Annotated in this window: 19 protein-coding genes and 1 other RNA gene; 17 read left to right on the top strand and 3 right to left on the bottom strand. The window is 68.8% G+C overall.

Annotation, left to right across the window (positions count from 1 at the left end):
• Positions 1–57 precede the first annotated feature (57 nt).
• Positions 58–972 (bottom strand): GGDEF domain-containing protein, encoded by a 915-nt coding sequence (locus tag FZ938_RS09345; protein ID WP_149198244.1) that lies wholly within the window; start codon positions 970–972, stop codon positions 58–60.
• A 256-nt stretch (positions 973–1,228) separates the two neighbouring features.
• Here FZ938_RS09345 and FZ938_RS09340 point away from each other — a divergent pair, with 256 nt between their 5' ends.
• Positions 1,229–3,178 (top strand): sigma-54-dependent Fis family transcriptional regulator, encoded by a 1,950-nt coding sequence (locus FZ938_RS09340; protein ID WP_149198243.1) that lies wholly within the window; start codon positions 1,229–1,231, stop codon positions 3,176–3,178.
• Positions 3,179–3,213: 35 nt separating this feature from the next.
• Here the strand turns inward: FZ938_RS09340 and FZ938_RS09335 are convergent, their stop codons facing one another.
• Complete coding sequence (locus FZ938_RS09335; RefSeq protein ID WP_149198242.1) at positions 3,214–6,897, bottom strand: hydantoinase B/oxoprolinase family protein; 3,684 nt, start codon at positions 6,895–6,897, stop codon at positions 3,214–3,216.
• 159 nt (positions 6,898–7,056) lie between these two features.
• Entirely contained in the window at positions 7,057–7,638 is a 582-nt protein-coding gene (locus FZ938_RS09330; protein ID WP_149198241.1) for a GNAT family N-acetyltransferase, read from the bottom strand.
• Positions 7,639–7,923: 285 nt separating this feature from the next.
• On the opposite strand from FZ938_RS09330, the gene FZ938_RS09325 reads away from it, so the two are divergent.
• From FZ938_RS09325 to murG, 16 genes are all read left to right on the top strand, one after another.
• The gene (locus FZ938_RS09325) at positions 7,924–8,706 is read left to right on the top strand and encodes a TerB family tellurite resistance protein (RefSeq protein WP_149198240.1); all 783 of its coding nucleotides are present in this window, start codon (positions 7,924–7,926) and stop codon (positions 8,704–8,706) included.
• A 130-nt stretch (positions 8,707–8,836) separates the two neighbouring features.
• Positions 8,837–9,961 (top strand): hypothetical protein, encoded by a 1,125-nt coding sequence (locus FZ938_RS09320; protein WP_246457786.1) that lies wholly within the window; start codon positions 8,837–8,839, stop codon positions 9,959–9,961.
• Between the two features lie 117 nt (positions 9,962–10,078).
• Positions 10,079–11,908 carry an ABC-F family ATP-binding cassette domain-containing protein gene (locus FZ938_RS09315; RefSeq protein WP_149198238.1) on the top strand — a complete coding sequence of 610 codons (1,830 nt, stop codon included), beginning with the start codon at positions 10,079–10,081 and terminating at the stop codon, positions 11,906–11,908.
• Positions 11,905–12,783, top strand: a complete 879-nt coding sequence (locus tag FZ938_RS09310; protein WP_149198237.1) for a DMT family transporter — start codon at positions 11,905–11,907, stop codon at positions 12,781–12,783. The genes FZ938_RS09315 and FZ938_RS09310 overlap by 4 nt, the downstream gene beginning before the upstream one ends.
• On the top strand, positions 12,780–13,472 hold the full coding sequence (locus tag FZ938_RS09305; RefSeq protein WP_149198236.1) for an N-acetylmuramoyl-L-alanine amidase: 693 nt from the start codon (positions 12,780–12,782) through the stop codon (positions 13,470–13,472). Before FZ938_RS09310 ends, FZ938_RS09305 begins: the two co-directional genes overlap by 4 nt.
• 86 nt (positions 13,473–13,558) lie before the next feature.
• Positions 13,559–13,960: RNase P RNA component class A (rnpB, locus tag FZ938_RS09300), an RNA gene on the top strand.
• A 781-nt stretch (positions 13,961–14,741) separates the two neighbouring features.
• Entirely contained in the window at positions 14,742–15,188 is a 447-nt protein-coding gene (locus tag FZ938_RS09295; RefSeq protein ID WP_014248340.1) for a division/cell wall cluster transcriptional repressor MraZ, read from the top strand.
• Positions 15,188–16,162, top strand: a complete 975-nt coding sequence (rsmH, locus tag FZ938_RS09290; protein ID WP_149198614.1) for a 16S rRNA (cytosine(1402)-N(4))-methyltransferase RsmH — start codon at positions 15,188–15,190, stop codon at positions 16,160–16,162. The genes FZ938_RS09295 and rsmH overlap by 1 nt, the downstream gene beginning before the upstream one ends.
• The gene (ftsL, locus tag FZ938_RS09285; protein ID WP_149198235.1) at positions 16,159–16,956 is read left to right on the top strand and encodes a cell division protein FtsL; all 798 of its coding nucleotides are present in this window, start codon (positions 16,159–16,161) and stop codon (positions 16,954–16,956) included. Before rsmH ends, ftsL begins: the two co-directional genes overlap by 4 nt.
• A complete protein-coding gene (locus FZ938_RS09280; protein WP_149198234.1) occupies positions 16,953–18,824 on the top strand; it encodes a peptidoglycan D,D-transpeptidase FtsI family protein in 1,872 nt (623 codons plus the stop codon). Before ftsL ends, FZ938_RS09280 begins: the two co-directional genes overlap by 4 nt.
• Complete coding sequence (locus tag FZ938_RS09275) at positions 18,790–20,265, top strand: UDP-N-acetylmuramoyl-L-alanyl-D-glutamate--2,6-diaminopimelate ligase (RefSeq protein WP_149198233.1); 1,476 nt, start codon at positions 18,790–18,792, stop codon at positions 20,263–20,265. The genes FZ938_RS09280 and FZ938_RS09275 overlap by 35 nt, the downstream gene beginning before the upstream one ends.
• Before the next feature lie 8 nt (positions 20,266–20,273).
• Entirely contained in the window at positions 20,274–21,770 is a 1,497-nt protein-coding gene (locus tag FZ938_RS09270) for a UDP-N-acetylmuramoylalanyl-D-glutamyl-2,6-diaminopimelate--D-alanyl-D-alanine ligase (protein ID WP_149198613.1), read from the top strand.
• Positions 21,771–21,779: 9 nt separating this feature from the next.
• Positions 21,780–22,865: a phospho-N-acetylmuramoyl-pentapeptide-transferase gene (gene mraY / locus FZ938_RS09265; RefSeq protein WP_149198232.1), complete on the top strand. Its 1,086-nt coding sequence runs from the start codon at positions 21,780–21,782 to the stop codon at positions 22,863–22,865.
• 13 nt (positions 22,866–22,878) lie between these two features.
• Positions 22,879–24,300: a UDP-N-acetylmuramoyl-L-alanine--D-glutamate ligase gene (murD, locus tag FZ938_RS09260; protein ID WP_149198231.1), complete on the top strand. Its 1,422-nt coding sequence runs from the start codon at positions 22,879–22,881 to the stop codon at positions 24,298–24,300.
• Positions 24,297–25,418, top strand: coding sequence for an FtsW/RodA/SpoVE family cell cycle protein (locus tag FZ938_RS09255; protein ID WP_149198230.1), 1,122 nt, complete (start codon positions 24,297–24,299; stop codon positions 25,416–25,418). The genes murD and FZ938_RS09255 overlap by 4 nt, the downstream gene beginning before the upstream one ends.
• Positions 25,415–26,668, top strand: coding sequence for an undecaprenyldiphospho-muramoylpentapeptide beta-N-acetylglucosaminyltransferase (gene murG / locus FZ938_RS09250; RefSeq protein WP_149198229.1), 1,254 nt, complete (start codon positions 25,415–25,417; stop codon positions 26,666–26,668). Before FZ938_RS09255 ends, murG begins: the two co-directional genes overlap by 4 nt.
• Positions 26,669–26,713 lie beyond the last annotated feature (45 nt).

Below are 26,713 nucleotides of genomic sequence, written 5' to 3'. Positions count from 1 at the left end.
CATCAGTTTGTCGCTGCATCGATTGTGGTGTGGCGAACGCGGGAGTCGATCGCCCCCCTACCCCGTGATCGACTTCGGCAGCGCGATCTGCGGTTCGACCTCCACGCGGTTGCGGCCGGCGTTCTTGGCGCGGTAGAGGGCGGCGTCGGCGCGGGCCAGAAGCGGTTCGATACCGGTGTCGGGGCCGGTCAGCCAGCTCAGGCCAAGGCTGACGGTCAGATACAGTTCGCCGCCGTCCTCCAGCTTTACCGATCGGGCGGCGATCGCCTGGCGCAGGCGCTGGGCGGCGGCGAAGGCATTCACCGGCGAGGTTTCGGGCATCACCACGGCGAACTCCTCGCCGCCCAGGCGGCCGATGAGGTCGCAGGACCGAAGGGTGTCCTTGCAGGCGCGCACCGTGTTGCGGATCGCCTCGTCGCCGGTGGCGTGGCCGTGGGTGTCGTTGACACGCTTGAAGTGGTCGATATCCAGCATCACCACCGACAGCGGACGCTCGTATCGTCGCGAGCGGGTAAACTCTTCAGCCCCCCTTTCCAGGAAGCGGCGGCGGTTCATTGCGCCGGTCAGGGCGTCGGTGGTCGCCAGCCGTTCCAGGTCGCGCTGCATCGCCACGACACGCGAGGCCGCCAACAGACGCGCCGCGGTCCATTTCCAGTCGAGCGGCTTGCGCAGGAACTCGTCGGCGCCGGCCTCCACCAGTTCGTGGAACTGGTCGGTCATGCTGCCGGGGATCATCAGGATCAGATAGAGGTGGCGGAGCCCCTGGGCGGTGCGCAGATGCCAGCACAACTCGATGCCGGTCATGTCGGCCAGACGGATGTCGGCCATCACCACGTCGAAACGCTCGTTCGCCACCGCTTCGATAGCGGCGGTACCGCTGTGGACCACGCTGGTGGCGTAACCAAGCTTGTTCAGCTCATACACCATCATGGTCAGGTGGCGCGGTGAATCGTCGACGATCAGAATCCGCAAATCGAAAGCTCCCGGCGATCCCTGCCCGTTTATGGAGCATGAGACCCGAGTTGTGCAAATGTCCTTAACGTGATGTCGCAGAAGGATAACGAAAGGCGGGGGGTCATACGCAGGTATGCCGACGGGCATGGCGTGGCCCCGCCGATGGGGCGGTCTGATGCTTTTGCACATGTTGCCTATCGGGTCGGCCGGTTGGTACTGTTCCATATAAATATGTTCGCGGGACAAGCGGACGATGACTGCGGGAGCCACGACCATGGACAGCGCGCGCGCGGCCCACATCGATGAACTCGTCCGTGTCTCCACTGGCCGTGTCTCCGCCGGCGTGCGGTCCGCCCGCGATCCGATCATCGAAAGCTCCTGGCGCCGCTGCGTCGCCGACCACAAGCTGGACCCCACCGTCGGGCGAGAGCCGCACATCCTGCCGCAGGAACGGCTGCGCGAGCATCGCGACGCGATGGACGAGTTTCTGCGCATGGCCCGCTTCGGGCTGGAGGCGCTGTACCGACAGGTCGCCGGCATGGGTTATGTCCTGCTGCTGACCGACAGCAACGGCGTCACGGTGGACTTCATCGGCGATCCGACCTTCGACAACCATCTGCGCCGGGCCGGGCTGTATTTGGGAGCTGACTGGAACGAGGGGCATGCCGGCACCTGCGCGGTCGGCACCTGCATCGCCACCGCCCAAGCGCTGACCGTGCACCAGACCGACCATTTCGACTCCACCCACATCCCGCTGACCTGCACGGCGGCGCCGGTCTTCGACAGCGGCGGCGAACTGGCCGCCGTGCTGGACATCTCCGCCCTGCATTCGCCGGAGCCGAAGATCAGCCAGTATCTGGCGCTGCAGCTGGTGCGCGCCTATGTCCACAAGATCGAAACCGCCAACCTCTACAACAACTTCCGCCGCGACTGGGTGGTGAAGCTGTCGGCGTCGCAGGAATTCGCGGAGGTCGATCCCGATTTCGTGCTGGCGCTGGACGGCGGCGGGCGGGTGGTCGGCTTCAACCACAAGGCCCGCGACCTGTTGGTGGAGGATGGGGTGTCGCCGCTCGGCCGGTCCTTCGCCGAACTGTTCGACTGCGAGGTGGACGATCTGGTCCATTTCGTCCGCTCGCTGCCGACCGAGCAACGCACGCTGCGCCTGCGCCGCACCGGCCTGCCGCTGTTCGCCCAGGCGATGCCGCCGCCCGCCGTGTCATTGCCGCGCAGCCACGTGCCGGACCATGGCGGCGATACGCTGCCGGAGCCGTTGCGCGTGGTGTCCGGCGGCGACCCGGCCTTGAAGGCGGTGCTGACGCGGGCGGCGAAGCTGGTCAACACCCGCATGAGCCTGCTGATCCATGGCGAGACCGGCACCGGCAAGGAGCATCTGGCCAAGGCCCTGCACAAGGCCAGTATCCGCCGCAACAAGCCCTTCGTCGCCATCAACTGCGCCGCGCTGCCGGAAAACCTGATCGAGAGCGAGCTGTTCGGTTACGAGCCCGGGTCCTTCACCGGAGCGACGGCGCGCGGCAAGAAGGGGCTGATCCTGGAAGCCGACGGCGGCACCCTGTTCCTGGACGAGATCGGCGACATGCCGCTGTCGTCGCAGACCCGCCTGCTGCGCGTGCTGGCCGAGCGCGAGGTGACGCCGATCGGCCGGACCAAGGCGGTTTCGGTGGATGTCCGCGTCATCGGCGCCACCCACCGCGATCTGGTGGAACTGGTCAAGGCCGGCAAGTTCCGCGACGACTTGTACTTTCGTCTCAATGGCGCGGTCTTCACCGTACCGCCGCTCCGCCAGCGCGGTGACCTGGAATGGCTGATCGAACGGCTGCTGGCCGAGCGGACGGAGCGCGACGGCGTCGGCTACCGGCTGACCCCGGCGGCGCTGGCGGCTCTGCGGGGCCACGGCTGGCCGGGGAACGTGCGGGAACTGGTGAATGCGCTGGACTATGCCTGCGCGGTCAGCGACGGCGGGCTGATCGACCTCGACGACATTCCGGAGCCGGTGCAGCACAGCGGCCTGTTCCAGGCCTGGCCGGTGGAGGCGCCCCAGACGGCGGCGCCGGCGGACGAGGATCCGGCGGCGCGGCTGCGCGAGACGCTGCGGCGGCACCATTGGAACGTGTCGGCGACGGCGCGGGCGCTGGGGGTCGACCGCTCCACCGTCCATCGGCAGATGCACCGGTTCGGCATCGTGGCGCCGCATCGGGCGGAGTGAGCGGCGGGGTGGAACCACCCCGCCGAAAAGCCCCCTTAACCCACCGCCCCGAAGCCGCCGCCGCCCGGCGTCTCCACCACCAGGGCGTCGCCCGGACGCATGGCGGTGCTGTCCTGGGAGGCAAGCTCCTGAACGCTGCCGTCGGTGCGCTGGACCCAGGTCCGGCCGACGGCACCATCGGCACCGCCCTTCAGGCCGAACGGGGCAATCTTGCGATGGTTGGCGAGGATGGCCGCCGTCATCGGCTCCAGGAAGCGCAGGCGGCGGATCACGCCGTCGCCGCCGCGCCAGCGCCCTGCCCCGCCGGAACCGCGGCGGATACGGAAGCTCTCCACCAGCACCGGGAAGCGCCATTCCAGCACCTCCGGATCGGTCAGGCGCGAGTTGGTCATGTGGGTCTGCACTGCGTCGGTGCCGTCGAAGCCGTTGCCGGCGCCGGAGCCACCGCAGACCGTCTCGTAATACTGGTGCCACTCGTTGCCGAAGGTGGTGTTGTTCATCGTCCCCTGAGCCGATGCCATCACCCCCAGCGCGCCGAACAGCGCGTCGACGATGCACTGGCTGGTCTCCACGTTGCCGGCCACCACGGCGGCGGGCGGGTTGGGCGACAGCATGGAGCCGGGCGGGATGACGATCTCGATGGGGCGCAGGCAGCCCTCGTTCATCGGGATCTCGTCGTCCACCAGACAGCGGAAGACATAGAGCACCGCCGCCCGGCAGACCGCCGAGGGGGCGTTGAAGTTGTTGGTCAGCTGGGTGCTCGTCCCGGAGAAATCGACGATCGCCGAGCGGGCGGCATGGTCGATCGACACCCGCAGCTTGATGACCGCGCCATTGTCCAGCGTCACCGCGAAGTCGCCGTCGCTCAGCACGCCGATGGCGCGGCGGACCTGCTCCTCGGCATTGTCCTGAACGTGGCGCATATAGGCGATGACGGTGGACAGGCCGTGCAGGCGGACGACGCGGTGCAGTTCGCGGGTGCCCTGCTCGTTGGCCGCCACCTGCGCCTTCAGGTCACCGATGTTCTGCGCCGGGTTGCGCGCCGGATGCGGGCCGGAGCGCAGAAGCTCCAGCATGGCCTCCTCGCGGAACTGGCCGTCCTCCACCAGTTGCACACAGTCCAGCAGCACGCCCTCGTCGGCGATGGTCTTGCTGTCCGGCGGCATGGAGCCGGGGGTGATGCCGCCGACGTCGGCGTGATGGCCGCGCGAGGCGACGAAGAACAGCAGGTCCTTGCCCGCCTCGTCGAAAACCGGGGAGACGACGGTGATGTCCGGCAGATGGGTGCCGCCATGGTAGGGATCGTTCAGCGCAAAGCACTCGCCCGCGGTGAAGCTCCCGCCACGCCGTTCGATGACGGCACGCACGCTCTCGCCCATCGAGCCCAGATGGACCGGCATGTGCGGGGCGTTGGCGATCAGCCCGCCCTCGCGGTCGAACAGGGCGCAGGAGAAGTCCAGCCGCTCCTTGATGTTCACCGACCGGGCGGTCTTCTCCAGCGTCACGCCCATCCGCTCGGCGATGGACATGAACAGGTTGTTGAAGACCTCCAGCATCACCGGATCGACCTTCGCCCCGCCCTTGATGCCGGCGGCCTGACGCTGGGTCGCCGGCTCCAGCCGGGTCAGCACCAGATGGTTCTTGCGGGTGACCTCCGCCATCCAGCCCGGCTCGACCACGGTGGTGGAGACGGCTTCGGCCAGGATCGCAGGGCCGACGACGCGGTTGCCGGGCTGAAGCTGGCGGCGGTCGTAGAGCGGCGCCTCGCGGCGCTGGCCTGCGCTGTGGACGGCAACGGTGGCGAGCCGGCGCGGCAGCACCGCGGTGCTGGCGGGAAGCTCCGGATCCTCCAGAACGTCCGTCAGGCCGACGGCCTCCAGGGTCACCGACTCCACCTCCAGCGCGGTGCCGGGGGTGAGGAAGCCATAGCGGCGGCGGTGCGCCTCCTCGAAGGACTTGGTCATCGCCACCTTCGAGCCGAAGGCGACGGTCAGCGTGGTGTCGGAACCGGCGGCCTTCAGGTGGACGCGGCGGTTGATCGCCTGCCGGTCGGCGGCGACGCCCTGGCGGGTCAGTTCCGTCCGCCCTTCGGTCTCCAGGTCGGTGAACAGCATCGTCAGCCGGTCGACCACGGCATCGCTCAGCGGACCTTCCACCGCGCGCTCGCGGATGGCGACGGTGTCGGCCAGCCCGATGCCGTAGGCCGACAGAACGCCGGCCTGCGGGTGCAGGAAGACCCGCGTCATGCCCAGCGCGTCGGCGACGGCGCAGACATGCTGGCCCGCCGCCCCGCCGAAGCCGTTCAGCGTGTAGCCGGTGACGTCATAGCCGCGCTCGACGGAAATCTTCTTGATGGCGTTCGCCATGTTGTCGACGGCGATGCGCAGGAAGCCTTCGGCGACCTCCTGCGGGGTCATCGTCGTGCCGAGCTTGGCGTTGACGGTGGCGGCCAGTTCGGTGAAGCGGGCCTTCACCACCTCGGCATCCAGCGGCTGGTCGCCGTTGGGCCCGAAGACATGCGGGAAGAAGCGCGGCTGGATCTTGCCGACCATGACGTTGCAGTCGGTGACGGTCAGCGGCCCGCCGCGGCGGTAGCAGGCAGGACCCGGATTGGCTCCGGCACTGTCCGGCCCGACGCGGAAGCGGGTGCCGTCGAAGACGCAGAGCGAGCCGCCGCCGGCCGCCACCGTGTGGATGTGCATCATCGGCGCCCGCACCCGCACGCCGGCCACCACCGCGTCGAAGGCGCGCTCATACTCGCCGGCATAGTGCGACACGTCGGTGGAGGTCCCGCCCATGTCGAAGCCGATGACCCGGTCGAAGCCGGCCATCCCGGCGGTGCGCACAGCCCCCACCACGCCGCCGGCCGGACCGGACAGGATGGCGTCCTTGCCCTGGAAGCGGCGGGCGTCGGTCAGGCCGCCGTTGGACTGCATGAACATCAGCGGCACCGGCGTGCCGTCGACGCTGAGGTCGTTGGCGACCCGGTCGACATAGCGGCGCAGCACCGGCGAGAGGTAGGCGTCGGCCACCGTGGTGTCGCCGCGGCCGACCAGCTTCATCAGCGGGCTGACGAGATGGCTGACGGAGACCTGGGTGAAGCCGACCGCGCGGGCCAGCGAGGCGACCTGCCGTTCATGCTCCGGATAGCGGTAGCCGTGCATCAGCGCGATCGCGGCGGCGCGGAAGCCCTGGCGGTAGGCCTCCTCCAGCCCGCGGCGGACGGCGTGCAGGTCGACCGGCTTCAGCACCCGGCCGTCGGCCATCACCCGCTCCGGCACCTCCACCACATGGGAATAGAGCTGGTCGGGCAGATGGATGTGGCGGGCGAAGATCTTCGGGCGGGCCTGATGGCCGATGCGCAGCTGGTCGCCCAGCCCTTCGGTGATGAGCAGGACGGTCGGCTCGCCCTTGCGTTCCAGCAGGGCGTTGGTGGCGACGGTGGTGCCCATCTTCACCACCTCCACCGTGTCCGGCGGAATCGGCTGGCCCGGCTTCAGGCCCAGCAGGTCGCGGATGCCCTGGACGGCGGCGTCGGCATAGCGTTCCGGATTTTCCGACAGCAGCTTGTGCGTCACGACCAACCCGTCGGGCCGGCGGCCGACGATGTCGGTGAAGGTGCCGCCGCGATCCACCCAGAACTGCCACCGGGCCGGCCTGGTCTCCGCCGCTCCGGCCACCGTCCCTCCGGCCACCGCCGCGTTATCCGTCTCACCCATCGTCGCACCCGCCGAATTCCATGCGCGGCAACCGCACCGCGCGTGGGCCGGAGTTTCGCGATCCGGCAGCGAATTTCAACCGCTTGAGTGGCCCGTCCCCATCAGGAGGTTGGGAAGCGGCGGAAAGAACACAGGATCACCGATGAAGAGCCCCGCTGCTCAGGCGGCAAGCCGCTGCGGCGACGGGGTGGGCAGGCGGCCGAGAATGGCGTTGCCGGACAGGATGCTGTTGAAGGCGCCGGTCCCATCCTCCAGCGCTTCCAGGGCGAGGGAGAACTGGTTGGGCGGCGGCAGCTCGAAGCGCGAGGTGATCTCGCCGCTGTCCAGCGCCAGCCAGCCGCCGAAACGGCGGGCCAGCGCACGCATGCGGACATTCTCCGACAGGCACATCATGTGGACATGGCGGATGCCGCGGTTGCGGGCGACGGTCAGGATGCGGCGGACCAGCGTGCTGCCGACCCCCTTGCCCTGCAGGGTCGATTCGACGCTGATGCCGAACTCCGCCTGTTGCGGCCAGAGGATACGGTCGCCGCAGAGTTCCACCGCGCCGCGCAGCACGCCGTTCTCGAATGCGCCGAGAATGACCGTCCGGCCCCAGTCGATGGCCGCGCAATGCCGCTCCACCGCCTCGTCCGACAGGGTGCCGGTGAAGCGGGCATAGCGGTCCGCCCGGTCGAGGCGGAGAAGATGCGCCCGGTACTGGGGCAGTTCGGTCGGCAGGATCTTGCGGATGACAGGCATGGCTCTGCTCACGGTTCTCGAAATCCGAAAACGCATTCGCGCAGAACGTTTTTCCCCAGGCTCCGGCGCCGCCACCGGCGGGCACCGTCATTGTCGTGGCCGGCGCTCTCACCGGCACTCTTTGTTGCATTGCAACATGGCGTGGGCGACGGGAATCGCAAGCGTTTATTAGAACTTCGCAATGCGAACAATGCTGGCCTGTTGCCGGTACGCCACAGTTGGCCCGCCCTCGCTCGGCCGCTATGCTGCCCCTGGTTGGGGAGCCTGCGGACATAAGGGCGTAGTATGAGCATATGGGGCAAGATCCTGGGCGGCGCGGCCGGCCTGTTCACCGGCGGGCCGATCGGCGCCCTGCTGGGCGGTCTGGCCGGGCATGCGGTCGACCTGTGGTCGCCCTGCGGCCCCGACGACCAGCCGCGCCGGGGCATGAGCGACGCCGATGCCGAAGCGGCCAAGCAGACCGTCGCCTTCACCATCGGCGTGATCGCGCTGGCCGCCAAGATGGCGCGGGCCGACGGCGTGGTGAAGCGGGTGGAGGTCGACACCTTCAAGCGGCTGTTCCGCGTCCCGCCGGAGGAACTGGACAATGTCGGTCGCGTCTTCGACCTTGCCCGCCGCGACACCCGCGGGTTCGATGAGTATGCCCGCCAGATCGCCAAGCTGTTCGAGGACAAGCACGCGGTGCTGGAGGAACTGCTCGACAGCCTGCTGATGATCGCCGAAGCCGACGACGAGCTGCACGAGACGGAGGTGGAGTATCTGCATACCGTCGCCACGATCTTCGGCTTCGACGACGCCGACTTCCGCCGCATCGTCGCCGGCCACCATCTGGCCGGCGGCCCGGCCGAATCGGACCCATACGCGGTGCTGGGCGTGTCGCGTCACGCCGATGACGATGCGGTGAAGACCGCTCACCGGGCGCTGGTGCGCGAACACCACCCGGATCGGCTGATCGCCCAGGGCATGCCGCAGGAATTCATCGACCTCGCCACCCACAAGCTCGCGCTGATCAATGCAGCCTACGACCGTATTCGCCGCCAACGGGAGGGAGCCGCTGCGCTGTCGTGACTTGTCGCGCCTCGTCACAGCTTTTGATAATTTGAAATTGCTTTGCCATAGGCTTTATCCCGTTTCCTGACATATCGTCCTCAGCGGGGCGGGCGATCGGTTGCCCGCACGCTTTGGGGACGACATGACGATGCGACGCACGATCATCCGGACGATCTTCGCCGCGGTTTTGGGAACGACGATTGCGGCTGGCGGCGCCGCGCAGGCGCAGATGCCGATGGCAGCCGCCGACACGACAGTGGTGCTGGGACAGCCGCTGACACTGAACCTGGGGGTGCCGCCGGCCGGCACCGACTGCGCCACGCAGGCCGCGACGCTGAACGCGCAGGCCCTGGTGCTGGTCGCCAACGGCCAGACCATTCCCGGCGCCCGCGCCAGCTTCGGCTGCTCGGCCAAGGGCGAACTGGTGGGTACCGCTTCCACCTCCATCGCCGGCAACGGCGATGACGCGGCCCAGCGGCGGGCGGCGTGGCAGACCGCCTTCAGCGGCTTCTTCAGCCTTGCCGGCGCCAAGTCCCTGCCGGTCGCCTTCGGCCCGGCCACCGGCGGCATGACGACCGCACCGAAGATGGTTTCCATCCAGGGCGCCAGCGACCGCGACCTGAGGCTAGCCGCGATCTGGTTCGCGCTGGTGGCGGCGCTGTTCCTGTTCGCTTTCTTCCGCCACTTCGGCCGCACCGACGCCATCACGCCGATCGCCGGCGTGCCGATGCCGGCCAACTACCGGGCGCCCTACAGCCTCGCCCGCTTCCAGCTCTTGTGGTGGAGCGGGATCGTCACCGCCTCCTACGTCGCCATCCTGACCATCACCGGGTCGATGGACACCATCACCACCGGCACCATGGCGCTGATGGGGATCGTCGGCGGCACCTCCGTCCTGGCCGCCTTCCAGGACCGCCGGCCGAGCGACGACGACACCCGGCGCCACCAGCATGCCGCCGCCTACCTCGCCGCCGCCGCGGCCACCCCGCCCGACCAGACGGCGATGGCCGCCAGCCTGGCCGAGGTCTATCCACCGTCCCAAGGATTGCTGCCCGATCTGCTGAGCGACGCCGCCGGCTACAACATCCACCGCCTGCAACTGCTGGCCTGGACCGGCGTGCTGGGCATCACCTTCCTCTACGAGGTCACCCGCACGCTGGGCATGCCGGAGCTGTCGGCCAACCTGCTGGCGCTGACCGGCATCAGCAACGGCACCTATTTCGGCTTCAAGATGCAGGAACAGCAGGTGCCGACGCCGACCGGAACCGCGTAACCGGCCGGCAATCGCGGGGGACGCAACCCGCCCAACCGTTTTTCCGGGTCGCGGCGGAGGGGGATGGCACGCTATAACCCATCCCCTCCCCTCGATTTTCCGGCGTACGAACGGTCCATGGCTCCTCCCGCACCCATCACGGCGCTCCAGGGCGTCACCGTCACCTTCGGCGGCCGTCCGCTGTTCGACGGCATCGACCTGTCCATCGGCCGCGGTGACCGCGCCTGTCTGGTCGGGCGCAACGGGTCGGGCAAGTCGACACTGATGAAGGTGCTGGCCGGGATGATCCACCCCGACGCCGGCACCGTCTTCGTGCAGCCGGGCGCCCGCCTCGCCTATCTGCCGCAGGAGCCGGACTTCACCGGCTGCGCCACGGTCCACGACTATGTCGTGCAGGGCCTGCCCGCCGACGAGCAGGACGAGGCGCACCGCGTCGATGCGGTGCTCGACCGCTTGCAGGTGGACGGCAATCGCGACCCCCGCACCCTGTCGGGCGGCGAATCGCGCCGGACGGCGCTGGCCCGCACGCTGGTTGGCAATCCCGACGTCATGCTGCTGGACGAGCCGACCAACCACCTCGACCTCCCCACCATCGAGTGGCTGGAGGAGGAGTTGCTGTCCTTCCGCGGTGGACTGCTGCTGATCAGCCACGACCGTGCCTTCCTGAACCGGCTGGCCAAGCGCACGCTGTGGCTCGACCGCGGCACGGTGCGCGCCACCGACCGCGGCTTTGCCGATTTCGAAACCTGGCAGGCCGAGGTGTTCGAGGCGGAGGAGGCCGCGGCCCACAAGCTGGACCGCAAGATCGAAAGCGAGATGAAGTGGCTGCGCGAGGGCATCTCCGCCCGGCGCACCCGCAACATGGGGCGCGTCCGCAACCTGCTGGACCTGCGCGCCGGGCGCGCCGAGCAGATCAAGGGCGGCCAGCAGGCGAAGCTCGCCATTGCCGAGGCCGAGCGCGGCGGCCGGCTGGTGATCGAGGCGACCGGCATCTCCAAGGGCTTCGACACGCCCGACGGCCGCAAGACCATCGTCAAGAACTTCTCCACCCGCATCCTGCGCGGCGACCGGGTGGGTCTGATCGGGCCGAACGGCGCCGGCAAATCCACCCTGCTGAAGATGCTGACCGGCCAGCTCGAGCCCGACGAGGGCGCGGTGAAGCTGGGCACCAGCCTCGACACCGCCTATTTCGATCAGCGGCGCGAGGGGCTGGACCCGGAGGACACCATCCGCAAGGTGCTGTGCCCCTTCGGCGGCGACGCGGTGATGGTCAACGGCGTGTCGCGCCATGTCGCCGGCTATATCAAGGACTTCCTGTTCGACACCCGGCAGCTGGACAGCCCGGTGAAGGCGCTGTCGGGCGGCGAGCGCAACCGGCTGCTGCTGGCCCGGCTGTTCGCCAAGCCCAGCAACATGATGATCCTCGACGAGCCGACCAACGACCTCGACATGGACACGCTGGACCTGCTGGAGGACGTGCTGGGCGACTATCAGGGCACGCTGCTGCTGGTCAGCCACGACCGCGACTTCCTCGACCGGCTGGTGACCGCCACCATCGCGCTGGAGGGCGACGGCACCGCCACCGAATATGCCGGCGGCTATTCCGACTATCTGGTGCAGCGCCCGGCCAAGGCGGCGCCCGCCGCTGCCGCAAAACAGAAGCCGGCCGCCGCCGCGCCGGCCGCAGCAGCCAAGCCGCGCGGCAAGCTGAGTTACAAGGATCAGCGCGAATTGGACGAGCTTCCGGCCCGCATGGACGGGCTGGGCACCGAGATCGCCAAGCTGGAAAAGGCGCTGGCCGACCCCGACCTGTTCACCCGCGATCCCGCCAAGTTCCAGAAGACCAGCGAGCAGCTGCACGCCCGGCAGGCGGCGCTCGCCGCGGCGGAGGAGCGCTGGCTGGAGCTGGAAGCGATGCGTGAAGAGCTGGAAGGCGGCAGGGCATGAGTTTCGCCCACACCCTCCAGGCGCTGGTGGTGATGGCGCTGTGGGGGCTGAACTTCGTCGTGGCGAAATGGGCGCTGGCCGAATTCCCGCCGCTGTTCGTGATGTTCCTGCGCTTCGCCCTGGTGGCGGTGCTGATCATCCCCTTCTTCCGCGTGCCGCGCGACAAGCTGTGGAAGATCGCACTGTTGTCGGTGACGCTCGGCAGCATCCATTTCCCGATGATGTTCACCGGGCTGCAGGGGATCGACGCCGCCACCGCGTCGCTGGCGGCGCAGGCGCAGGTGCCCTTCTCCTCCCTGCTGGCCGCGCTGGTGTTCAAGGACAAGCTGGGCTGGCGCCGGGGTATCGGCATGGCCGCCGCATTCGCCGGCGTGGCCGTGATCGCCGGCGAGCCGCGGCTGGGCGAATCGCTCTATTCGCTGCTGCTGATCCTGGCGGCAAGCTTCGCCTTCGCGGTGGCGAGCGTGCAGATGAAGCTGATCGGGTCGGTGAACGGCTTCGCCGTCAACGGCTGGATGGCGCTGTTCGCCATGCCGCAGCTGCTGGGCCTGTCGCTGCTGCTGGAGCATGGACAGATGGAGGCGCTCGCTAACTCCACCTGGGTCGGCTGGGCATCGATCGTCTACATGGCCGTCGCGGTCACCATCATCGCCTATGGGCTGTGGTATCCACTGCTGGGGCGCTATTCCGTCAACCAGACCATGCCCTACCTGCTGACTGTACCGGTCTTCGGCGTCGCCAGCGGTGCACTGCTGATGGGTGATCCGCTGACGATCAACCTCGCCATCGGCGGTTTGCTGACCATCGGCGGAGTCGCGGTGATCGTCCGGCGTGGGCCGAAGGCGGTCAACCAGACGGTCACGAATCCGACATGAGCGCCTTCCGCCGGATCGACCGCCCCTCCCCCAACCACGGCCCGCGGGCCGATGGTTCGCGGGTGGAGCTGTTGATTCTGCACTATACCGGCATGCCCACCGCCGCCGATGCGCTGGACCGGCTGTGCGACCCGGCAGCCCAGGTCAGCGCCCATTACACGGTGGACGAGGACGGCACCATCTTCGCCCATGTGCCGGAAGACCGGCGTGCCTGGCATGCCGGCCGGTCTGGCTGGCGCGGGACCGGCGACGTCAACAGCCGCTCCATCGGCGTCGAGATCGTCAACCCGGGCCACGAGTTCGGCTATCGCCCCTTCCCGCCCGCGCAGATGGCGGCGGTCGCCGAGCTATGCCAGGGCATCGTGAAGCGCCACGGGATCCCCGCCGGCGACGTGCTGGGCCACAGCGACGTGGCGCCCGACCGCAAGGAGGATCCGGGCGAGCTGTTCGACTGGCCGGGCCTCGCCGCGCAGGGAATCGGGATTTGGCCCACGCCGTCCCAGGACGATGACGGACCCTTCAACGATGCGGAGGTCGCCGCCCTGTTGGGACGCTATGGGTACGACCCGGCCGAACCGCGGGCTCTGCTGGCCTTCCAGCGGCATTTTCACCCCGAATGCCTCACCGGCATCCCCGATCCCGAAACGGTGCGGCGTCTGCGCGCGCTGCTGCGGCTGACCGGACGGTGATGTCTCACATGAGCCGTCGGTCCGATCGAGGCGCTTCCATATTTGGGATTTGCCCCCACGGCCGCTTCCCTATATGAACGACCGCGCCAGATGGCCGGATGGCCGCCTTCGGTTTCGGCCGGGGGAGGAAAGTCCGGGCTCCACGGAAACACGGTGCCGGCTAACGGCCGGCGGGGGCGACCCTAGGGAAAGTGCCACAGAAAGCAAACCGCCGGCGTTTCGACGCAGGTAAGGGTGAAAGGGTGCGGTAAGAGCGCACCGCGGACCCGGCAACGGGGACGGCACGGTAAACCCCACCGGGAGCAAGACCGAATAGGAGCGGCCCGACCACCGTCCCCGCAATGGGACGGGCGTGGGTCAAGCGCGTTTCCGCGCCGCCGCTCGGGTTGGTCGCGCGAGGCGTCCGGGCAACCGGCGTCCCAGACGAATGGCCATCGCCTGCCCCTCGGGGCGGGACACAGAACCCGGCTTACAGGCCATCTGGCGCTTTCCCCCTACCCTTTGCCCAGATCATCCCAATCCGGAGTCCCCGGTTGGGCGCATGATCCCATGGCGCCCCATGGTGGCACCCGTTTGCCCCCGCCCCGCCCGATCGGATGGTCCGGCCTGGGACGGCATGGGCGACGGCATGGGCAGCTGTCCGCGTCATCCACAGGGCGGACGCCCCTTCTCCCCACGCTCCCCCCGCAGCTCTCCGCGCTTTTCCGCGGCCATCCCCAGGATGTGCACGGTCCCATCCACATTTTCCCCAGACTAATCCACAGCCGGTGGATAACTGTGGGGCGAATTCCCATGCCGTCCCATGCCGGACCCGGCTATCCCACCCAAGGTTCTATGCCGTCCGAGGGGGTCGATTCGGCCGCATGACAAACCATGGATGGATCACATTTTCTTAAAACTTTGGAACGTTCAACGAACGCGTGTGGATAACTTTATCCACATCGTGGGAGTCCAGCGAAATACTGCGAAGATTCTGAAAATTCGTACACCAACTTGCGCGGATGCCACAGGCTGACCCAAAAGTCTTGACACCCCCGTCTGAATACTCGGGGGGCCGTTGACGCCCATGCCGTCCCATGCTATCCCAAGAATGCCCATTTAAGGGGGGCTCCTACCCATTTTGGTTAACACCGGGGGGCGGGGGCTGAATGGGCCAAGCGGGGCTAGCGCGGGGCACCCGACCGCGCATGGGGGATAGCAGGGGGGACCACCGGGCCTATGGCCGTTTTCCTGTCCACATACGTCAACAAAGTTGACAGGAAAGGGCGTGTGTCCATCCCGGCACAGTTCAGGCAGTCGCTTGCCAAGACGTCGGCTCCCAGCACCGTTTACCTCTGGCCTTCGCTGAACCACCAGGCGCTGGAAGGCGCCGACCAGGACTATCTCGACGTCCTCTCCGAGAGCCTCGAATCCCCTGACCTCGATGCCGACGAGCGCGACATGATCGAGACCTTCATCTTCGGAAAGCTGATCCCCGTCTCCTCCGACGCCGAAGGCCGCATCGTCCTGCCCAAGGAGCTGGCGGAGTTCGCCGGCATCACCGAGGAGGCCGCCTTCATCGGCCGCCGCAAGACCTTCCAGATCTGGGAACCCGACGCGCTGAAGGCCCATGAGGCCGCGCTTCGCGAGCAGGTCGTGCGCAAGGACATCTCCCTCAGCCAGATCGTCGCCAAGGCCTCCCGCGGCGCCGCCAGCCGGAGCGGGGAGGGCGCATGATGACCGACACCCGCATCCACATTCCCGTCCTGCTGGACGAGGTGATCGCCGCGCTGTCCCCGCGCGACGGCGGTCTCTATGTCGACGGCACCTTCGGCGCCGGCGGCTACAGCCGCGCCCTGCTGCGGTCGGCTTCCTGCCGCGTGATCGGCATCGACCGCGACCCCGCGGCGATCGAGCGCGGTCGCGTCCTGGCACAGGAATTCCCCGGCCGGCTCGAGGTGATCGAGGGCCGCTTCGGCGATATGGACAGGCTGCTGGCGGACCATGGCGTCGACAAGGTCGACGGCGTGGCGCTCGACGTCGGCGTCTCCTCTCCCCAGATCGACGAGCCGGAGCGCGGGTTCTCCTTCCGCTTCGACGGCCCGCTCGACATGCGGATGGGGCGGGATGGGCCGACCGCCACCGACGTGGTCAACAGCGCCGACGAGGCGGAACTGGCCGACATCATCTACCACCTGGGCGAGGAACGGATGGCGCGCCGCGTCGCCCGCGCCATCGTCGCCGCCCGCCGCGATGCGCCGATCGAGCGCACGGGTCGGCTGGCAGACATCATCCGCTCGGTGGTGCCGAAGGGGAAGGGCGACGGGATCGACCCGGCCACCCGGACCTTCCAGGCGCTGCGCATCCATGTGAACGACGAATTGGGCGAGTTGCGGCGCGGCCTGTCCGCCGCCGAGTCGCTGCTGGCGCCCGGCGGGCGTCTGGCCGTCGTTTCCTTCCATTCGCTGGAGGACCGCGAGGTCAAGGCGTTCCTGCGGGAACGGTCGTCGCCGCCGCCCTCCCCGTCCCGCCATACGCCCGTGACCGCGGTCGCGGCGCATCACCCATCCTTCCGCCTGCTCTCCCGGAAACCCGTGGACCCGAGCGAGGCCGAAGCCCGCAACAACCCCCGCGCCCGGTCCGCCCGGCTGCGCGCGGCTGAACGTACCGAGGCGCCCGCGTTCCCGGCGCCCGGCAAGGAGGCAGCATGAAAGGCAAGACCTGGCTGTTCTGGGGCGGCCTGATCGCGGCCGCCGGTGGCGTGCTGTTCCAGACCAGCTACGACGTCCAGGATCTTGAGGAGAAGCTCGCCGGGCTGAACCGCAAGATCATTCAGGAACAGGAGTCCATCCAGATCCTGAAGGCCGAGTGGAGCTACCTGAACGACCCCACCAAGCTGGAACAGATGGCGCAGGCCTATCTGGCGCTGCAGCCCAGCGAACCGCGTCAGTACATGGCGATGGACATGATTCCCATGCGTCCGGGCGACGCCGTCCAGCCGCCTGCCCAGACCAATCCCGCCCCGCTGCCGCCGATGGTGCGCGCGCCCGGCACCGGCGCCCCGCAGGTCGCCGCCGCCCGCATTCCCGCCGCTCCCAACAACAGCGGCGCCGGTGGAATCGTTCCGGTCAGCATGCCGGCCGGTGCGGCCCTGGCGAAGCCGCTGCCGATGGACAAGGCGCTGGAACGCGCGCCGGTCGTCGTGCCCGCCTCCCTGCCCTCCTCCGGCAGTCTCGCCGACCCGTCGCGCGCCACCCGGATCAAGCCCTCCGCCCTGGTGCCCGGCTCCGCCCGCGCGCCGGCCGAGAAGGCGCCCGACCGCGCCGCCGGCAAGCTGGCGCCCAACGCGCCGACCTCGCGCCCGACCGAACTGGCGGCCCGCCCAACACCGCCGGCACCGGCGCCGGCGCCCAAGGCTGCCGCTCCTGCGGCCCAGCAACCTTACCAGCCCAAGCCGACCGACAGCCTCGGGCTGCTCGTTGCGCGCCTGGGGGCCAATCGATGAACGGTCACGACCACGGCGGTCCGGCCGGCTACGGCCAGCCCGGCGCCAGCACCGGCAGCACCTATGTGCCGCCGCCGGCGCCCTCGCCCTTTCCCCCGTCGCCCCAGCAGCAGTCCGCCAAGCCGCGGACCTCGCTGGCGGTTGCGCTGGAACAGAGCCGTTACCGCCTGATGGTGACGGCTGCCGTGGTCACGACCGTCTTCACCGCGATCAGCGTCAAGCTGGCGATGGCCACCATGTTCGCGGGCGGCGGCGAGCCGCGCCAGCATGTGGCGCTGGAGGTGGACAACACCACCACCAACCGTGCCGACATCCTCGACCGCAACGGCAACCTGCTGGCGACCTCGCTGGTCACCCAGTCGCTCTATGCCGACCCCAAGCTGGTGTCTCGCCCGGAAGAGGCGGCGCAGAAGCTGGTCAGCGTCCTGCCGGAGCTTGATTACAAGGATGTCCTGGGCAAGCTGGTCGGCGACCGCCGGTTCGTCTGGCTGAAGCGCAACCTGACGCCGAAGCAGCAGGCCGCCGTCCATCGGCTCGGCATTCCCGGCATCGCCTTCGAACGGGAGGAGCGCCGCTTCTACCCCGCCGGCCCGCTGACCTCCCATGTCGTCGGCTTCACCGGCATCGACAACAACGGCCTTGCCGGCATGGAGCAGGGCTTCAACAAGCGGCTGACCGAGGATCCGGGAACGCCGCTGCAGCTCTCCATCGACCTGCGGCTGCAGCATGTCCTGAAGAAGGAGCTGGCCGCCACGGTGCAGGAGTTCAGCGCCATCGGCGCCGCCGGCATCGTCTTCGACGTGCGCAACGGCGAAGTGCTGGCGATGGTTTCGCTGCCCGATTTCGACCCGCAGGACCCGACCGGCCTGAACCCCGACACGCTGTTCAACCGGGCGACCCTCGGCGTCTACGAGATGGGATCGACCTTCAAGATCTTCAACTCCGCGTTGGCCTTCGACAGCGGCAAGATCCGGGTGTCGGACATGTTCGACGCGGCCCACCCGATCAAGATCGGCCGCTTCACCATCAACGACTACCACAACCTGCACCGCGCCCTGACGGTAGCGGAAGTGTTCCAGCACTCCTCCAACCTCGGTTCCGTGCGGATGGTGCAGCAGGTAGGCGTGGCGGCGCAGAAGGCCTTCATGACCAAGATGGGATTCACCAAGCCCACCGGTCTGGAGTTGCCGGAAAGCGGCTGGCCGCTGGTGCCGAATCCGTGGCGCGAGGTCAACAGCTACACCATCTCCTTCGGCCATGGCATCTCGGTCAGCCCGATGCACACGGTGGCCGCCGCGGCGTCCGTCATCAACGGCGGCCTCTTCCACAAGCCGACGCTGCTGAAGCGCAAGGCGGGCGACGAGATCCCGACCGATCAGGTGGTGTCGCGCTCTACCTCCGACATGATGCGGCGCATGTTCCGCTTCGTGGTCACCGAAGGCACCGGCAAGTCGGCGGAAGTCAAGGGCTATGTCGTCGGTGGAAAAACCGGCACCGCCGACAAGCAGAAGGGGCGGCATTACCAGAAGAACTCGCGCATGTCGTCGTTCCTGGGCGCCTTCCCGATGAACGATCCGCGCTACATCGTCTATGTGCTGGTGGACGAGCCCAAGGCCACGGCCAAGACCTACGGCTACGCCACCGGCGGCTGGGTCGCCGCCCCGGCGGTGGGCCGCATCGTCAAGCAGATCGGCCCGCTGCTGAACGTGCCGATGGTGGACGAGAACGCGCCGGAAATCCTCAACTCCACCTTCCTGAACGCCGCCGGTTCCACCAACTGGCAGCAGACCATGCCCTCCGTCACCGCCCCACCCCCGTCGAAGGGAAGCACCGTTGCGTCTTTCCCAACTCAGACCAAACCGCGCTGACGCCACCGTCGGCGCCGCCGATCCCGACATCGCCGGGCTGACCGCCGACAGTCGCGCGGTCAGGCCCGGCTTTGTCTTTGCCGCCCTGCCCGGCGTGAAGGCCGACGGGCGCGCCTTCATCGCTGATGCGATCGCCAAGGGCGCCGTCGCCGTGCTGGCGCCCGAGGGCACCGAACTGCCCGCCGCCTCCGCCGCCGTCCTGCTGACCGACCCGCAACCACGCCTCGCCTTCGCGCGCATGGCCGCCGCCTTCCATGGCGGGCGCCAGCCGGAGACGGTGGTGGCGGTGACCGGCACCAACGGCAAGACCTCCACCGTCCAGTTCGCCGCCCAGATCTGGACCCGGCTCGGCCTGCCCGCCGGCAGCCTGGGCACGCTGGGTCTGCTCGGCCCCGGCCTGCACGGTTATGGCGGGATGACGACGCCGGACCCGGTGTCGCTGCACCGCGACCTCGCCGCCGCCAAGGATGCCGGCATCGACCATCTGGCGATGGAGGCGTCGAGCCACGGGCTGGAGCAGTTCCGGCTGGACGGCGTGGCGATCAAGGCCGCCGGTTTCACCAACCTGACGCTGGATCATCTGGACTATCACGGCACGATGGAGGCGTATCGCGACGCCAAGGCGATGCTGTTCGACCGGGTCCTGCCGCCGGGCGCCGTCGCGGTGCTGAACGCCGACTCTCCGGAATTTCAACATTTTGCCACCATTTGTAACCACCGTGGTCACCGCGTCCTGTCCTATGGTCTGGCCGGCGTCGAGCTTCGGGTGACCGGGGTGGAGCCGCTGGCCCATGGCCAGCGCCTCGCCCTGTCCGTGCTCGGCCGCGACGTGACGGTGGACCTGCCGCTGGCGGGTCGCTTCCAGGCCTGGAACGTGCTCTGCGCGCTGGGTCTGGTCATCGGCTCCGGCGGCGACGCCGAGCGGGCGCTCGCCGCCCTTCCCTCGCTGGAAGGTGTGCCGGGCCGGCTGCAGCATGTCGCCACCCACCCCAACGGGGCGACGGTCTACGTCGATTACGCCCATACGCCCGACGCGCTGGAAACGGTGCTGCGGGCGCTGAAGCCGCATGCCGCGCGCCATCTGGTGACGGTGTTCGGCTGCGGCGGCGACCGCGACCGCAGCAAGCGGCCGGTGATGGGGGCGCTGGCGGCCAGACTGGCCGACCGCGCCATCGTCACCGACGACAACCCGCGCACCGAGGATCCCGCCTTCGTGCGGAGCCAGGTGCTGGCCGGCGCCACCGGCGAACTGGCCGGCCGGCTGGAGGAGATCGGCGACCGGGCCGAGGCGATTCGCACCGCGGTGCGGCAGCTTCAACCCGGCGACGTGCTGGTCATCGCCGGCAAGGGCCATGAACAGGGACAAACGATCGGCACCGAGGTGCGTCCGTTCGACGATGCGGACGAGGCCCGGAAAGCCGTAGCGGAGATTGGAGCATGAGCGGGGAGATGACGGACAAGACGGTCCTCTGGACTGCGGAGGACGCGGCGGCCGCCACCGGCGGGCGTCTGGCCGGCCCGTCCGCCTGGACCGCCACCGGCGTCACCATCGACAGCCGCAAGGTGGCACCGGGCGACCTGTTCGTCGCCATCCGCGGACCGAATTTCGACGGGCACGCCTTCGTCGGCGCCGCACTCGCCGCCGGGGCCGCCGCGGCTCTGGTCGATCATCTGCCCGACGGCTTGCCGGCGGACGCGCCGCTGCTGATCGTTCCGGTCGACACGCTGGAGGCGATGGCGGCGCTGGGCAAGGTCGCGCGGGCGCGCTGCGGCGCGCGCTTCGTCGGCGTCACCGGCTCGGTCGGCAAGACCGGCACCAAGGAGACCCTGCGCCACGTCCTGTCGGCGCAAGGGTCGACCTACGCCACCGAAGGCAGCCTGAACAACCATTGGGGCGTGCCGCTGTCGCTCGCCCGCCTGCCCGCAGACTGCGCCTATGGCGTGTTCGAGCTGGGCATGAACCACGCCGGCGAACTCGGCCCCCTGTCCCGGCAGGTCAAGCCGCATGTCGCCATCATCACCACGGTCGAGGCGGCGCATCTGGAATTCTTCTCCGGCGTCGAGGCCATCGCCGACGCCAAGGCCGAGATCTTCGAAGGACTGGACGCGGACGGCGTCGCCGTGCTGAACCGCGACAACGGGCAATATGCCCGGCTGGCCGCCGCCGCGCGCCGCCACGGCCTGACCGACATCTGGAGCTTCGGCGCCCATGAGGAGGCCGACGCCCGGCTGGTCGACTGCTCGCTGCATGCCACCTGCAGCGCAGTGACCGCGGTCATCCGCGGCGAGCGGCTGCAATATTGCCTGTCGCTGCCGGGCAAGCACTGGGTGATGAACAGCCTGGCGGTGCTGCTGGCGGTGAAGGCGCTGGGCGCCGACGTTGCCGCCGCCGCCCGTTCCCTGTCCAGCCTGCAGCCGGTCAAGGGCCGCGGCACCCGCAAGCGCATCCAGCTGCCGCAGGGCGCCTTCACCCTGATCGACGAGAGCTACAACGCCAGTCCGGCCGCGATGACGGCGACGCTGGAGGTGCTGGGCAAGATCGACCCCGGCGCCGGCGGCCGGCGCATCGCCGTGCTGGGCGACATGCGCGAACTGGGCGACCGCGCCGACGCGCTGCACATCGCGCTGGCCGAGCCGCTGCGCGCCGCGCAGGTGGACACCGTCTATGCCTGCGGCCCGCACATGAAGGCGCTGTTCGACCGCCTGCCGGCGACGATGCGCGGCGCCTGGACGGAGACCAGCGTGGAGTTGGCCCCCATCGTGACCGGGACCGTAAAAGGCGGCGACGTTATCATGGTCAAGGGGTCCTTGGGCAGTCGTACAGGTCTGATCGTCGATGCGCTCGCGGCACTCGACAGCGGACGCGAAAGCGAGGACAAAGCCGCCTCCCGAACCACCAACCAGCCACTGGCGGCGGCGCAGTCCGCGCAGGCGCCGCGAGGCTGACGGACCCAAATGCTCTACAACCTCCTCTTCGGTCTGGCCGACGTCTTCACGCCGTTCAACCTGTTCCGGTACCTGACCTTCCGGACCGGCGGCGCCGTGCTGACGTCGCTGGTCATAAGCTTCGTCTTCTTTCCGCGCCTGATCGCCTGGCTGAAGCGCAAGCAGGGCGAAGGCCAGCCCATCCGCGCCGACGGCCCGGAGACCCATTTCAAGAAGAAGGGCACGCCCACCATGGGCGGCCTGATGATCCTGATCGCGATGACGGTCAGCACCCTGCTGTGGGCCGACCTGACCAACGCCTATATCTGGATCGTCCTGCTGGTGACCATCGGCTACGGCCTGATCGGCTTCGGCGACGATTATCTGAAGCTGACCAAGCGCAACACCAAGGGCCTGTCCGGCCGTTTTCGCCTGGGTTGGGAGATCGCCATCGGGCTGGTCGCCTCGGCGCTCATCATGTGGGTGTCGGCCCCGCCGCTGTCGGGCGGCGTCGCGGTTCCCTTCGTCAAGGATTTCCTGATCCAGCTGTCCTGGTTCTTCGTGCCCTTCGGCGCCTTCATCATGGTCGGCGCATCGAACTCGGTGAACCTGACGGACGGCTTGGACGGGCTGGCGATCGTGCCGACGATGATCGCGGCCGGCTGCTTCGCCCTGATCTCCTACCTCTCCGGCAACGCGATCTTCGCCAACTACCTGCAGATCCATCATGTGCCGGGGTCCGGCGAGCTGACGATCTTCTGCGGCGCGCTGATCGGCGCCGGCATCGGCTTCCTCTGGTACAACGCCCCGCCGGCGATGGTCTTCATGGGCGACACCGGGTCGCTGTCGCTGGGCGGTGCGCTGGGTGCGGTCAGCGTGGTGACCAAGCACGAGATCGTGCTCGCCATCATCGGCGGCCTGTTCGTGCTGGAAACGGTGTCGGTGATCGTGCAGGTCGCCTCCTTCAAGCTGACCGGCAAGCGGGTGTTCCGCATGGCCCCGCTGCACCATCACTTCGAGAAAAAAGGCTGGGCCGAACCGACGGTGGTGATCCGCTTCTGGATCATCGCCTCGATCCTGGCGCTGGTCGGCCTGTCCACGCTGAAGCTGCGCTGAGGGGGGACCGGCGATGATCGACCTGTTCTATATGCAGGAACTTCCCGTCGCGGTGATGGGGCTGGGCAAGTCCGGCCTCGCCACCGCCCGCGCGCTGCGCGACAGCGGCGCCGAGGTGCGGGTGTGGGACGACAACCCCGCCTCCCGTGCCGCGGCGGAGGCGGAGGGTTTCGCCGTCGTCGATCTCGCCACCGCCGACCTGTCGGACCTGACCACCATCGTCTGGTCGCCCGGCATCCCCCACACCTTCCCCAAGCCGCATCCGGTGGCCCAGCGTGCCCGCGCGCTGGGGATCGAACTGATCTGCGACATCGAACTGCTGGGCCGGGCGGAGCGCGACTGCGCCTTCATCGGCATCACCGGCACCAACGGCAAATCGACAACCACCACGCTGGTCGGCCACATCCTGGCCGCCGCCGGGCGCAAGGCCGCCGTGGGCGGAAACCTCGGCACGCCGGTGCTGACCTTCGACCCCATCGGATCGGGCAACACCTGCGTCCTGGAGATGTCGAGCTACCAGCTGGAACTGACACACTCCATCACCTTCGACATCGCGGTCCTGCTGAACATCACCCCCGACCATCTCGCCCGCCATGGCGGGATGGATGGCTACATCGCCGCGAAAAAGCTGATCTTCCACCGCCAGACCTGGCCGCGCACCGCGGTGATCGGGGTGGACGACGAGCATTGCCGGACGATCCACGCCGACCTCGTCGCCGCCGGCGACCAGCGCATCTGGCCGATCTCCGCCCGGGGGCCGGTGGCGGGCGGCGTCTATGCCGCCGACGGCTGGCTGGTCGACGATACCGACGGCGAGGCGGCGCGGGTGGTTGAGCTGTCGGCGCTGCCGACCCTGCTGGGCGCCCACAACTGGCAGAATGCCGCCGCCGCCTTCGCCACCTGCAAGGCCGCCGGCCTGCCGGTGCCGGCCATCGTCGCGGCGATGGCGACCTTCCCCGGCCTCGCCCACCGTCAGCAGCTGGTCGGCACGCTCGACGGCGTGCGCTTCGTCAACGACAGCAAGGCGACCAATGCCGACGCCACGGAAAAGGCGCTGGCGACCTTCGACCCGATCTACTGGATCCTCGGCGGACAGGCCAAGGACACCGGGCTGAACGGGCTGGAGGGCTATATGGGCCGCGTGCGCCACGCCTTCCTGATCGGCGAGGCGCAAGAACAATTCGCCGCATGGCTCGATGCGCAGGGCGTTGGTTATACCCGCTGCGGAACGCTGGATGTCGCGACCGCGAAGGCGGCCGGGATGGCGCTGGCGGAGCGGCTGGAGGGCTCTTGCGTTCTGCTGTCGCCGGCCTGCGCCTCATGGGACCAGTTCGCCAATTTCGAGAAGCGCGGCGACGCCTTCGCGGCCTATGTCGCGGGCATCATCGACGCGCATGGGAACACCGGGGACGGCACCAGCGGAGGCGTTGCATGATCACCTTCGACCGCACCGATCAATCGATCTTCGGCCGCTGGTGGTGGACCGTCGACCGTTGGCAGTTGGGCGCCGTCGCCCTGCTGATGTTCCTCGGCACCGTCCTGATCACCGCGGCCAGCCCGCCGGTGGCCGAGCGGATCGGCATCCAGGACACCTTCTATTTCGTCGAACGTCACGTGATGATGCTGATCCCGGCGATCATCATCATGATCGGCGTCTCTCTGCTCAGCCCGCGCGGCGTGCGGCGGGTGGCGCTGGGGGTGTTCCTGATTTCGGTGGCGCTGGTCTACGCCACGCTGGTGGTCGGCGTGGAGATCAAGGGCGCCCGCCGCTGGATCCATGTTCCCGGCCTGTCGATCCAGCCGTCCGAGTTCATCAAGCCGGCCTTCGCCGTGGTCGCGGCCTGGTTGTTCTCGCTGTCGCGCACCAATCCGGGCTTCCCCGGCGCGTTGGTCTCGATGGTGCTGTACGGCGTCACCATGGTTGGGCTGATCCTGCAGCCCGACCTCGGCATGACCTTCGTCGTCTCCGCCGTCTGGTTCACCCAGTTCTTCCTGGCCGGGCTGAACCTCGTGCTGGTGATGGGGCTCGGCGGGCTGGGTGTCGTCGGGCTGGTCGGTGCCTATTACACGCTGCCGCACGTCACCAGCCGCATCGACCGCTTCCTTGACCCGCATGCCGGCGACAATTATCAGGTCAACCGCTCGCTGGAGGCCTTCGCCAACGGCGGCCTGATGGGAACCGGCCCCGGCCAGGGCACGGTGAAGTTCTATCTGCCCGACAGCCACGCCGACTTCATCTTCGCGGTCGCCGGGGAAGAACTGGGGCTGATTTTCTGCTTAGGCCTGGTGACGCTGTTCGCCTTTGTCGTTCTGCGCGGATTCGCCCGCATCTTCAACGACAACAACTACTTCGTCCTGCTCGCCGCCGCCGGTCTTCTGATCCAGTTCGGGCTTCAGGCGGCGATCAACATGGGTTCGTCCTTGCATCTTATGCCGACCAAGGGCATGACCCTGCCGTTCATCTCATACGGCGGCTCCTCGCTGCTCGCTCTCGGGTTCGGCATGGGCATGGTACTGGCTTTGACACGCAAACGCTTCGGCCCCCTGGAATGAGGAGGCCGACCGACTTGGGCGCGACGACCTACGACGCGAGCGCCAACAAGGTGATCGTGCTGGCGGCGGGCGGCACCGGCGGACACATGTTCCCGGCCGAAGCCCTGGCGCGCGAGCTGCTGTCGCGTGGCCGCGCCGTGACTCTGGTCACCGACAAGCGCGGCCACGCCTTCGGCGAGAACCTGCCGGAGGTGCCGGTCCACCGCATCCGCGCCGCCTCGCCCGGCGCCGGCATCGTTGGCAAGCTGAAGGCCGCCCTGCAGATGGGGCTGGGCCTGCTGGAGGCGCGTGCGCTGATGCGCCGGCTCGATCCCGCCGCGGTCGTCGGCTTCGGCGGCTACCCGTCCGTGCCCACCGTCTATGCCGCCATCCAGTCGAAGCTGCCGGCCCTGCTGCACGAACAGAACGCCGTGCTGGGCCGTGCCAACCGGATGCTGGTCGCCGGGGCCAGCCGCATCGCCGTCGCCTTTTCCGACATCGAGAAGCTGGGCGAGGCGCAGCGCGCCAAGATCGTCCGCACCGGCAACCCCGTCCGTCCGGCGGTCGCCGCCCGTCGGCTCTCCCCCTACGAGGCGCCCGGCGCCACCGGCCCGATCCGCCTGCTGGTGATGGGCGGCAGCCAGGGCGCCCGCGTCTTTTCCGAGGTGATCCCGGCGGCACTCGCCCTGCTGCCGGAGGAGATGCGCGCCCGCATCCATCTGGCGCAGCAATGCCGCCCGGAAGACCTGGAAGCCGCCCGCGACGCACTGGAGCCGCTGGGCCTCGCCCGGCTGGAGTTGCAGACCTTCTTCCGCGACGTGCCGGAGCGGCTGGCCGCCTGCCACCTTGCCGTCACCCGCGCCGGCGCCTCCACCATCGCCGAACTGACCTGCGTCGGCCGTCCGGCGATCCTGGTGCCCTACCCGCACGCCACCGACGACCACCAGACCGCCAACGCCCGCCATCTGGCCGAGGCCGGCGCCGCCTGGCTGGTGCCGCAGCCCTCCTTCACCGCCCAGGCGCTGGCCGGGCGGCTGTCCTCCCTGCTGGCCGACCCGCAGGCGCTCGTAGCATCGGCGCGGGCCGCCCACGACTGGGGCACCGCCGACGCCGCCACCTCACTGGCAGACGCCGTGCTGGCGATGCTGGACGGCGGCCCGGCCGGCCGCACCAATTCCTACAACGCCGACCCAAACCTGACTGACCACGACCAATCCCACAACGCCCGGCGGTCCGCCGCCGGCGCCAGCGCCAAGGGGGCCGCGGAATGATCAAAGCCAGGGCTCTGACCCGACCGACTCCCCGTCCGCTGCAGG

The organism is Azospirillum oryzae (assembly GCF_008364795.1).
GTDB classification, from domain to species: Bacteria; Pseudomonadota; Alphaproteobacteria; order Azospirillales; family Azospirillaceae; genus Azospirillum; species Azospirillum oryzae.
The sequence above is the reverse complement of the archived record's forward strand: the minus strand, read 5'-3'. Positions and strand labels throughout refer to the sequence as shown.

What these genes read in the sequence shown, in the direction of transcription:
- ftsL (WP_149198235.1), top strand. Translation starts at nt 16,159, where the DNA reads ATGAAAGGCAAGACCTGGCTGTTCTGGGGCGGCCTGATCGCGGCCGCC.
- FZ938_RS09315 (WP_149198238.1), top strand. Translation starts at nt 10,079, where the DNA reads ATGGCTCCTCCCGCACCCATCACGGCGCTCCAGGGCGTCACCGTCACC.
- murD (WP_149198231.1), top strand. Translation starts at nt 22,879, where the DNA reads ATGATCGACCTGTTCTATATGCAGGAACTTCCCGTCGCGGTGATGGGG.
- FZ938_RS09320 (WP_246457786.1), top strand. Translation starts at nt 8,837, where the DNA reads ATGCGACGCACGATCATCCGGACGATCTTCGCCGCGGTTTTGGGAACG.
- FZ938_RS09255 (WP_149198230.1), top strand. Translation starts at nt 24,297, where the DNA reads ATGATCACCTTCGACCGCACCGATCAATCGATCTTCGGCCGCTGGTGG.
- FZ938_RS09335 (WP_149198242.1), bottom strand. Translation starts at nt 6,897, where the DNA reads ATGGGTGAGACGGATAACGCGGCGGTGGCCGGAGGGACGGTGGCCGGA.
- FZ938_RS09310 (WP_149198237.1), top strand. Translation starts at nt 11,905, where the DNA reads ATGAGTTTCGCCCACACCCTCCAGGCGCTGGTGGTGATGGCGCTGTGG.
- FZ938_RS09305 (WP_149198236.1), top strand. Translation starts at nt 12,780, where the DNA reads ATGAGCGCCTTCCGCCGGATCGACCGCCCCTCCCCCAACCACGGCCCG.
- mraY (WP_149198232.1), top strand. Translation starts at nt 21,780, where the DNA reads ATGCTCTACAACCTCCTCTTCGGTCTGGCCGACGTCTTCACGCCGTTC.
- rsmH (WP_149198614.1), top strand. Translation starts at nt 15,188, where the DNA reads ATGACCGACACCCGCATCCACATTCCCGTCCTGCTGGACGAGGTGATC.
- FZ938_RS09325 (WP_149198240.1), top strand. Translation starts at nt 7,924, where the DNA reads ATGAGCATATGGGGCAAGATCCTGGGCGGCGCGGCCGGCCTGTTCACC.
- FZ938_RS09330 (WP_149198241.1), bottom strand. Translation starts at nt 7,638, where the DNA reads ATGCCTGTCATCCGCAAGATCCTGCCGACCGAACTGCCCCAGTACCGG.
- FZ938_RS09270 (WP_149198613.1), top strand. Translation starts at nt 20,274, where the DNA reads ATGACGGACAAGACGGTCCTCTGGACTGCGGAGGACGCGGCGGCCGCC.
- FZ938_RS09280 (WP_149198234.1), top strand. Translation starts at nt 16,953, where the DNA reads ATGAACGGTCACGACCACGGCGGTCCGGCCGGCTACGGCCAGCCCGGC.
- FZ938_RS09340 (WP_149198243.1), top strand. Translation starts at nt 1,229, where the DNA reads ATGGACAGCGCGCGCGCGGCCCACATCGATGAACTCGTCCGTGTCTCC.
- murG (WP_149198229.1), top strand. Translation starts at nt 25,415, where the DNA reads ATGAGGAGGCCGACCGACTTGGGCGCGACGACCTACGACGCGAGCGCC.